Source organism: Legionella fairfieldensis ATCC 49588, assembly GCF_000621525.1.
GTDB classification, from domain to species: domain Bacteria; phylum Pseudomonadota; class Gammaproteobacteria; order Legionellales; family Legionellaceae; genus Tatlockia; species Tatlockia fairfieldensis.
Genome location: NZ_JHYC01000041.1, coordinates 1 through 8,319, shown reverse-complemented (window position 1 = coordinate 8,319; position 8,319 = coordinate 1). Strand labels below are relative to the sequence as shown.

Sequence of the window (8,319 nt, the reverse complement as noted above, 5' to 3'; positions counted from 1 at the left end):
TTTACTTTTTTTCAAGCACCTCTTTTAAAATTTCTGACTTTAAGCGCTCTTCAGCGTACATCTTCTTTAAGCGGCTATTCTCTGCTTCAAGTTCCTTTAGCCGAGCCATCATTGGAAGATCCATGCCTCCATACTTGGCTCGCCAGTTATAGAATGTCGCATTGCTTATACCATGCTCTCGACATAAATCTGGAACTGCAACACCACTTTGAGCTTGCTTCAATATCGACAGGATTTGGCTGTCACTAAATTTTGATTTCTTCATGCAGAATCTCCTTGCACATACATTACGAGAAAATTCTACTTTTGGCATCAACTATTTTGTGGGCGGATTACCTATCAACACGTAAAACAAATACGATTGAGATTCAGTGTGATAAAGTTGTTTCATTGAAGAAGATGGAAGAAGAAACTAAGCCCTCTGATTCAATTAATTGAGAAAGGGATGCGACAATCAATAATTCTCCTCAGTTCTTTTGATTATGTCTTTTGGTTTTAAAACCCCATGACTTAGAAAGAATAAAAAAATCCAGGATTGCTGAGCTAAAATACTGACTATTGACACAGAGAATCATGTAGCATGACACTATAAAGCACTCAAATTATCAGAAAAGAAACCAAAATGACCAATAAAATTCGCGGTAAAGTAAAATGGTTTAATGAAGGCAAGGGCTTTGGCTTTATTGAAAGTAGTGGCAAGGATTATTTTGTCCATTTCAGTGCTATACAAAGTAGCGGTTTTAAAACCCTTCCCGAAGGGGCAACCGTTCTATTTAAAGTAGGCAAAGGACAAAAAGGGCCGCAAGCAGAGGACGTTGAACTCGTTAAATAATTAAATAACCAAATCAAGGAGGAAGGAAGGTGAACAAACGAATTGCTTTAGTAACGGGAGGAACTGGTGGCATTGGAACAGCCATATGTCAAGAAATGCAAAACCTCAATTATCAAGTGATTGCTTGCTACTTCAAACATGGCCATCACGAATTAGCAAGAGAATGGCAGAAAAAACAATCCATGCAAGGATTTGATATCGACATTGCCTATGCGGATATTTCTTCCTTCAATGATTGTGAAAAATTAACGGATTTGGTGATAGAGAAGTACGGCAAAATTGACGTTCTAGTTAATAATGCAGGCATTACTCATGATGCCAGCTTGAAAAAAATGACACCGGAACAATGGCAAGAAGTCATTAATGCTAATTTAAATAGCGTTTTTAATATGACGAAAACCGTATTATCCAACATGCTGGATAATGGTTATGGGCGTATTATCACAATCTCCTCCATTAATGGGCGCAAAGGGCAGTTCGGACAATGTAATTATGCCGCCAGTAAATCGGCGTTATATGGTTTTACCAAAAGCCTGGCGCAAGAAGTCGCAAAGAAAGGAATTACCGTGAACACGGTCTCCCCTGGCTACATTAATACGGAGATGCTTGCCGCGATGAGGGATGATGTTTTAGAAGCCATTGTCGCTCAAATTCCTGTGGGGCGATTAGGCAAACCTCAGGAAATTGCTCGGGTCGTTGCTTTTCTTGCTGATGAACAAAGTGGCTTTATCACGGGTGCTAACTTTGATATCAATGGTGGACAATACATGTAATTACTAAATGACCAAGAATACTTTTAAAGAAAAAATGACTTTTGGTTTATTAGCCCTTAATATTGTAGCCGCTATCCACATAAAGAGTCTGACCAGTGATGGAGGCGGCTTTATCGGATACCAAAAATGAGGCTGTTTCACCAATGTCCTCTATTGTAACCAGTTGATGCAAGGGCGCTTCCTTTGCTGCCTGTTCCATCAGCGTATCAAAATCAGCTAAACCTGAGGCTGCACGAGTGCTTATTGGCCCTGGAGAAATGGCATTGACTCGAATCTTTTTACTGCCAAGTTCCATGGCGAGATAGCGTACTGAGGTTTCCAAAGCCGCTTTAACAGGCCCCATGAGATTGTAATTTTTGACCACTTTTTCGGCACCATAATAACTCATGGTTATGATACTCCCTCCATCGACCATCAGTGGTTCAGCGGCTTTTGCCAATCGGATGAGCGAATGACAAGAAATATCCATCGCCATCATGAAGCCGTCTTTCGAGCAATCGACAACACGACCTTGTAAATCAGTTTTTGGTGCAAAGGCAATCGCATGGATAACAAAATCAAGACGACCCCAGCGGTCTTTTATTTTCTGAAATAGGGCATCAAATTGTTCCTTATCCGTCACGTCCAAAGGCATAACAATAGGAGATGACACTTTTTCAGCCAAAGGCTGTACATAGCCCCTGGTTTTCTCATTTTGATAGGTGATTGCCAATTCGCTGCCCGCTTCATGCAATGCTTTAGTACAACCCCATGCGATGGAGTACTCATTGGCAATTCCAACAATCAATCCTTTTTTATTCTCCATCAGCTTTTACTCCCGTTTGACGCTCAAGAAGTGACATGGCATGAATTGCCATCATGCGCTCTTCGTTAGCTGTAACAACCCGTGTTTCAAAAGGTTTAAGAAATTTCAAATGACGCAAGATAGTGTTTCGCACAAAGGCTGAGTTCTCACCAATACCGCCCGTAAACACGATGGCATCCATCCCACCCAGGGTTACTGCCATCATCCCCATGAATTGGGCAGCTTTAAGGCAGAAATAATCTAATGCAAATTGTGCCCTTGTATCCTCACTGTCTTGCAAGATTTTCACATCATTGCTTAAGCCTGATAAGCCAAGAAGTCCAGATTCATTATAAAGAAGACGCTCAACCTCATCGGTAGATAAGCCTAAATGACGCATCATAAACGTTACAGCGCCGGCATCAAGGTTCCCACAACGAGTTCCCATGGGTAATCCATCCAAGGCAGTCATGCCCATCGTCGTATCAATACTTACTCCATTACGCATCGCACACAAACTTGCTCCATTGCCAAGATGGGCCGCAATAAGCCGTCCCTCAACTAATGAAGGCTCATACCGCCGCAAGGTGTGAACAATCCATTCATACGATAATCCATGAAACCCATAACGACGAACACCTTGTTCCCTTATCTTTTGTGGCAATGCATACTCGGTGAACAAAGCCTTATGATGGGCATGAAACGCTGTATCAAAACAAGCAATTTGAAGTGCCTCTGGTTTCAGGGTACTGATGAATTCAATGGCTTTGAGATTATGGGGTTGGTGTAAAGGAGCCAATGGAGCTAATGCCCATAATTTCTGCATGACGTGTGGATTGACTATCACACTGTTTTTAAAGAGAGTCCCGCCATGGACAATGCGATGAGCAACTGCAGTCACCTGCCATTGTTCACTCAAAACCTCAATCCAGTTCAAAATAAGACGTAAGGCTTCTTCATGCGTACACTCATCAGAAAGGCTTTTTTTATCAACCTCTGTATTGCCGAGATTTGGTATTGCACCGATCGCTGTAAATGAAGGCTTGTTACCAATATCAGATACTTTCCCTTGAACCAACAGTTGTGGGTTTAATTGTCTTGAAAAAAGCTGAAATTTGACACTGGAAGAGCCTGCATTAATCACAAGGATACTGGCTTCTTGTACTTGGGTCATTTGATTCGTCCTTCCTTTCGAGCTGCCGCCAGTTTAACAGCCAGGGAGCAAGAGAAGAGCCTCGTTCTAAGTGAGTCGGCTCGGCTCACCAGAATGAATGGAACACGAGCACCCAAAACAATTCCGGCAGCATCCGCATGGCCTAAAAAAGTCAATTGCTTGGCCAAAATATTCCCGGACTCGATTTCAGGAACCAAAAGAATATCCGGATCGCCTGCCACAGAAGAAATAATCCCTTTTTCTTTGGCTGCCTCCTTGTTAATCGCATTATCAAAAGCCAAGGGACCGTCAAGAATGCCATCATTTATCTGTCCTCGGTCAGCCATTTTGCATAAAATAGAGGCATCGACAGTGGCTTGCATCTTAGGGTTGACGGTTTCGATGGCGGCAAGGATGGCTACTTTGGGCTTCTTGTCCTCGCCAAACAATACTCGCCAAAGATTAATGGCATTTTGGCAAATGTCCGCTTTGTCGGTGGCAGTAGGGGCAATATTAATCGCAGCATCTGTAATGATGAGTGGTTTGTGGTACGAAGGGATATCCATGACGTAGGCGTGACTCACACGATGTTGCGTGCGTAAGCCCGAGGCGGTGGGTACAATAGCCCCCATTAATTCATGAGTGCTTAATGAGCCTTTCATGATGGCATCAATCTCGCCGGAAGCTGCCAATTCGGCAGCCTTGCTTGCTGCGGCATCGCTGTGTTCTGTATCAATCGTTTCCCACTGTGATAAATCAATACTTGCTTCCAAAGCTGCAGTTTTCATCTTGACCAAAGGGCCAATTAAAATGGGAATAATGAGTCCTGCGTTTACCGCATCGTTCACCGCTTCCATGACACTCATACTAACCGGATGCACAATGGCCGTGCGAACAGCGCCCATACAGCGACACGCTTTGATTATCGCCTCGAAGCGATCGTGGTTATGTATTTCTATAGACGGTAAATGAGTTCGTGCAACCCGTACTTTTTTCGTTGGCGCAAGCACGGTTGCTAAGCCCTCGATGACCGTTTCTCCGTGCTGATTCACACCCTTGCAATTAAAAATCACACGGGGCTTATTGGCACCCTTATCCTTGACGATGATGGTGATGGTGAGCGTATCCCCTAAACGCACTGGCTTTTTAAATTGAATGTCCTGTTTAAGATAAATGGTGCCTGGACCAGGTATAATAGTACCAAGAAGTGTTGAAATCAGCGAGCCAGACCACATGCCATGACCCACAATACCATGAAAAATATCGCTTTGGGCAAACACCGGATCCATATGAGCAGGATTCACATCACCCGACATGGCAGCAAATAAATTGATGTCGTCTTGAGTGAGTGTTTTACTTAGACTCGCCTGCCGGCCTACCGTAAGCTCATCAAAAGTCACATTCTCAAGAAACTCCTTGTCCATTTTTCTTCCCTTTTATTTCTGCAGTACATAAGTACCTGGTGCAGCGGGTAGTGAGGCATTTATGACCAACGCAGGAACGCGTTTTTTGGTGGACTGTTGCACTAACCAATCATGCCATTCTTGCCACCAGGAGTCTTCTTGTTTTTCTGCAATCGCGAGCCAACTCTCAGGATTGAGATAAGCATCACCTTTCTTGCTCTCATGAACCCGATAAGAACGCCCCGGATGACCCGGTTCACTCACAATCCCTGCATTATGTCCGCCACCGGTGAGGACGAAGGTAATGTCACCCTCCGTCATCAGGTGGATTTTATAAACAGACTGCCAAGGCGCCACATGGTCTTTTTCAGTACTGACTGCAAAGACGGGCAACTGAATGTTTTCAGCAGCCACCGGCTTTCCTTCCACGGTATAACGGCCTTCTGCAAAATCATTGTTTAAAAACAGTTTTTCAAGGTATTCGCTGTGCATTTTATAAGGCATCCGCGTGGCATCCGCATTCCAAGCGGTTAAGTCAATCATCCCACGCCGCATCCCGTGCATGTAGTCTTGAACCATTTTGGACCAAATTAAATCGTAGGCACGCAACATTTGAAAGGAACCGGCCATTTGTTTGGTATCAAGATACCCTTGTTCTCCCATCATGTTTTTAAGGAAAGCCACTTGGCTTTCAGTAACAAAAAGCATTAATTCCCCGGCTTCAGTAAAATCCCCTTGGGCTGCAAGAAGGGTGAGGCTATTTAAGCGTTCATCCTTATCTCTACTCATCGCGGCCGCCGTAATCATGGCTAGTGTGCCACCTAAACAATAGCCCATCAGATTAATTTTTGTTTGAGGCAGAGTGGCTGATACCGCATCAATCGCAGCCATGGCGCCTTGGCGATAATAATCATCCATTCCTAAATCACGATCCTCTTTGTCGGGGTTACGCCAAGAAATGATGAATACGGTATGGCCTTGCCTTACGAGCCACTTCACCAAGGAATTATGAGGCGATAAATCCAAAATATAATATTTCATAATCCAGGCAGGGAGAACCAGTATGGGCTCTTTATACACGGTTTTAGTCAGAGCTTCGTATTGAATCAATTCGATTAAATGATTTTGAAACACCACTCGTCCTGGGGTAATCGCCACGTCTTTGCCCGGGATAAAATGTTCAGAGCCTGTAGGTGGTGCGCCCGTTAGCTTTTCTAAGGAGTCTTCCATAGCGATTTGGCTGCCTTGAATGAGATTAAGTCCCCCAGTGCGAATGGCTTCATGAAACAAATCAGGGTTAGACCAAACACAATTGGAAGGGGACAGGGCATCAAGATATTGGCGTGCCCAGAATGAAACGGTGCGTTCCACTTGGCTGGGTAGCCCAGGAACTTTGGTTGTGGCACGTCGCCACCAATCCTCTACCTGCAAAAATCCTTCCGCATATAAGCGCCAAGGCATAGGCTGCCAACTGTCTTTTTTGAAACGTACGTCTTTGCCACCAGCAGCACGATCGACACAAATGATATTATTAATGCAATCATTAGCATGAAAGACAGGATAAAAGGCCAGTTCCCATAATACTTCTGGAGATTGTGCCAATTGCCAAAGCCATGTGGAATAGGACGAGCCTAGCGCTGCAGGACTTATCCCCGCAGTCCATTTAGCAAGGTTTGCTTGAAATAACTGACCGAAAAAAGCAAAGGCATTATCAGTAGCGTCTGCATCACTGGGTGCACAACAAGAATCTAAACCTTCTGAAGATTCTTCCTGCTGAGTTAATAGGATTTTCTTGGGACAGCATTGCTTTTCTAGTCCATTCATGGCCTATATCCTTGGCATTATATAAGTAGATAATCAATCAGATACATACAATAATAGCAGAATATTTAACCTACCCATTCAGTTCAGGGGATATCTATTCTTGTATGGGGATGCTAAATAATGACACTTTGAGGAACTTTAGCTATTTCTTTCCTTGCTTGGTAGTAATGATCACTTTCTTGACTATGGACTATAGTCAATGGTTTATTAAGCCATTTAAATACCTTAAAGCAATTTATTGCAATAGCGGATTAATTATTTTAAGCAGATTATTACCACCTATCAAAAACAAGAGGAAGAAGTAGCCGAAAATATGATAGCAGGTGACAAGTGACTTTAGCTCGCAAATCAGGTATGCATCTTAGCCATCACTATGCAAAATGGTGAATTTATTTTACTCAATTGAAAGCGACATTAATTTTATATTTTTACAATTAATACTTTTATTCGTAATCAAAGTAAGTAATAGTCTTATATGGGTATGTTAAAAGCACGCTAAATAAAAGGAATTATAGATATGAAAATTGTTTATTTAATAATTAACCTCAACTCGATATAAGAAATTTTTAAATAATAGCAATATTGCAATGAGCATCGGTACCAAGTACATTTTAGTTCGTTAAAAACTCCCCAGTTTATAAGGAAATAAGATGTTGGTACCGATAGTAGAAATATTCTGTGATATTGATGATTTTTGCAAGGCATGGTTTAAAGAAAGTTCATTTTATATACTTCCATCCCCCAATAGAAAGCGTGCTCGGTTTTGTAGAATGTCGGCCAGTGAAATCATGACGCTAGTTATTTTATTTCATTTGAGTCATTACCGTACCTTTAAAGATTATTATCGTGATTGTGTGCAGAAGGATATGAGGAACTATTTCCCAGAGCTGGTGAGTTACAATCGATTTACAGAAATTATGTCGAGCGTTCTCATTCCGTTAACAGCCTATCTTTACTCGCGATTGGGTAAGAAAACCGGTTTGTATTATGTTGACTCAACACCTCTTGCAGTCTGCCATAATAAACGCATTTATCGTCACAAGACCTTTGATGGGATAGCCGAGCGAGGCAAGACATCCATGGGGTGGTTTTTTGGGTTCAAACTTCATGTAGTGATTAACCATGAGGGCGAGTTAGTGGCTTTTTGCATTACCAAAGGCAATGTAGATGACCGGGTCCCATTAGAACAACTCTTTAAAAACCTTGAAGGACTCGCTGCTGGGGACAAGGGGTATTTGTCAAAACAAAAAACAGAGTCCTTATTGGCAAAGGGCTTACGCCTCATCACCAGGGTGAGGCGAAATATGAAAGAAAAAACAATGAATCTTTTTGACCAGTTCTTTTTGAATCACCGTGGACTGGTTGAAACGGTAATAGAGCAACTAAAGTCAATTTGTCATATCGACCATTCAAGACACAGAAAACCTGATAATTTTGTCATTAATTTGTTGGCGGGACTCATGGCTTATATGCTTAAACCAAGAAAACCCTCTTTACATCTTCATACAAAAATACAAAATAATAAATTCCTTATGTCGAGCTGAGGTTAA

The 8,319-nt window shown here is 42.4% G+C and carries 7 protein-coding genes and 1 pseudogene; 3 read left to right on the top strand and 5 right to left on the bottom strand.

Annotated features, from left to right (window positions below; genetic code table 11):
- Positions 1–4 precede the first annotated feature (4 nt).
- Positions 5–265 (bottom strand): annotated as a pseudogene (locus T345_RS0110350) (transposase); the annotation flags it as partial.
- A gap of 357 nt (positions 266–622) precedes the next feature.
- On the opposite strand from T345_RS0110350, the gene T345_RS0110345 reads away from it, so the two are divergent.
- On the top strand, positions 623–832 hold the full coding sequence (locus T345_RS0110345; RefSeq protein WP_010652810.1) for a cold-shock protein: 210 nt from the start codon (positions 623–625) through the stop codon (positions 830–832).
- Positions 833–861: 29 nt separating this feature from the next.
- Complete coding sequence (phbB, locus tag T345_RS0110340; protein WP_014842623.1) at positions 862–1,605, top strand: acetoacetyl-CoA reductase; 744 nt, start codon at positions 862–864, stop codon at positions 1,603–1,605.
- 49 nt (positions 1,606–1,654) lie between these two features.
- Here the strand turns inward: phbB and fabI are convergent, their stop codons facing one another.
- Genes fabI through T345_RS0110320 form a run of 4 tightly spaced genes read right to left on the bottom strand, consistent with a single transcriptional unit; the run spans position 1,655 to position 6,769 of the window.
- Positions 1,655–2,410 carry an enoyl-ACP reductase FabI gene (fabI, locus tag T345_RS0110335; RefSeq protein ID WP_014842622.1) on the bottom strand — a complete coding sequence of 252 codons (756 nt, stop codon included), beginning with the start codon at positions 2,408–2,410 and terminating at the stop codon, positions 1,655–1,657.
- A complete protein-coding gene (locus tag T345_RS0110330; RefSeq protein WP_014842621.1) occupies positions 2,400–3,563 on the bottom strand; it encodes an acetate/propionate family kinase in 1,164 nt (387 codons plus the stop codon). The genes fabI and T345_RS0110330 overlap by 11 nt, the downstream gene beginning before the upstream one ends.
- Positions 3,560–4,966 carry a bifunctional enoyl-CoA hydratase/phosphate acetyltransferase gene (locus tag T345_RS0110325; protein WP_014842620.1) on the bottom strand — a complete coding sequence of 469 codons (1,407 nt, stop codon included), beginning with the start codon at positions 4,964–4,966 and terminating at the stop codon, positions 3,560–3,562. The genes T345_RS0110330 and T345_RS0110325 overlap by 4 nt, the downstream gene beginning before the upstream one ends.
- 12 nt (positions 4,967–4,978) lie before the next feature.
- Positions 4,979–6,769 (bottom strand): PHA/PHB synthase family protein, encoded by a 1,791-nt coding sequence (locus T345_RS0110320; RefSeq protein ID WP_014842619.1) that lies wholly within the window; start codon positions 6,767–6,769, stop codon positions 4,979–4,981.
- Between the two features lie 650 nt (positions 6,770–7,419).
- Here T345_RS0110320 and T345_RS0110315 point away from each other — a divergent pair.
- Entirely contained in the window at positions 7,420–8,313 is an 894-nt protein-coding gene (locus T345_RS0110315) for an IS982 family transposase (protein WP_035918823.1), read from the top strand.
- Positions 8,314–8,319 lie beyond the last annotated feature (6 nt).

Bases quoted from the DNA above. Each gene is read 5' to 3' on its own strand.
- T345_RS0110345 (WP_010652810.1), top strand. From the start codon at position 623: ATGACCAATAAAATTCGCGGTAAAGTAAAATGGTTTAATGAAGGCAAG.
- fabI (WP_014842622.1), bottom strand. From the start codon at position 2,410: ATGGAGAATAAAAAAGGATTGATTGTTGGAATTGCCAATGAGTACTCC.
- T345_RS0110330 (WP_014842621.1), bottom strand. From the start codon at position 3,563: ATGACCCAAGTACAAGAAGCCAGTATCCTTGTGATTAATGCAGGCTCT.
- T345_RS0110325 (WP_014842620.1), bottom strand. From the start codon at position 4,966: ATGGACAAGGAGTTTCTTGAGAATGTGACTTTTGATGAGCTTACGGTA.
- T345_RS0110320 (WP_014842619.1), bottom strand. From the start codon at position 6,769: ATGAATGGACTAGAAAAGCAATGCTGTCCCAAGAAAATCCTATTAACT.
- T345_RS0110315 (WP_035918823.1), top strand. From the start codon at position 7,420: ATGTTGGTACCGATAGTAGAAATATTCTGTGATATTGATGATTTTTGC.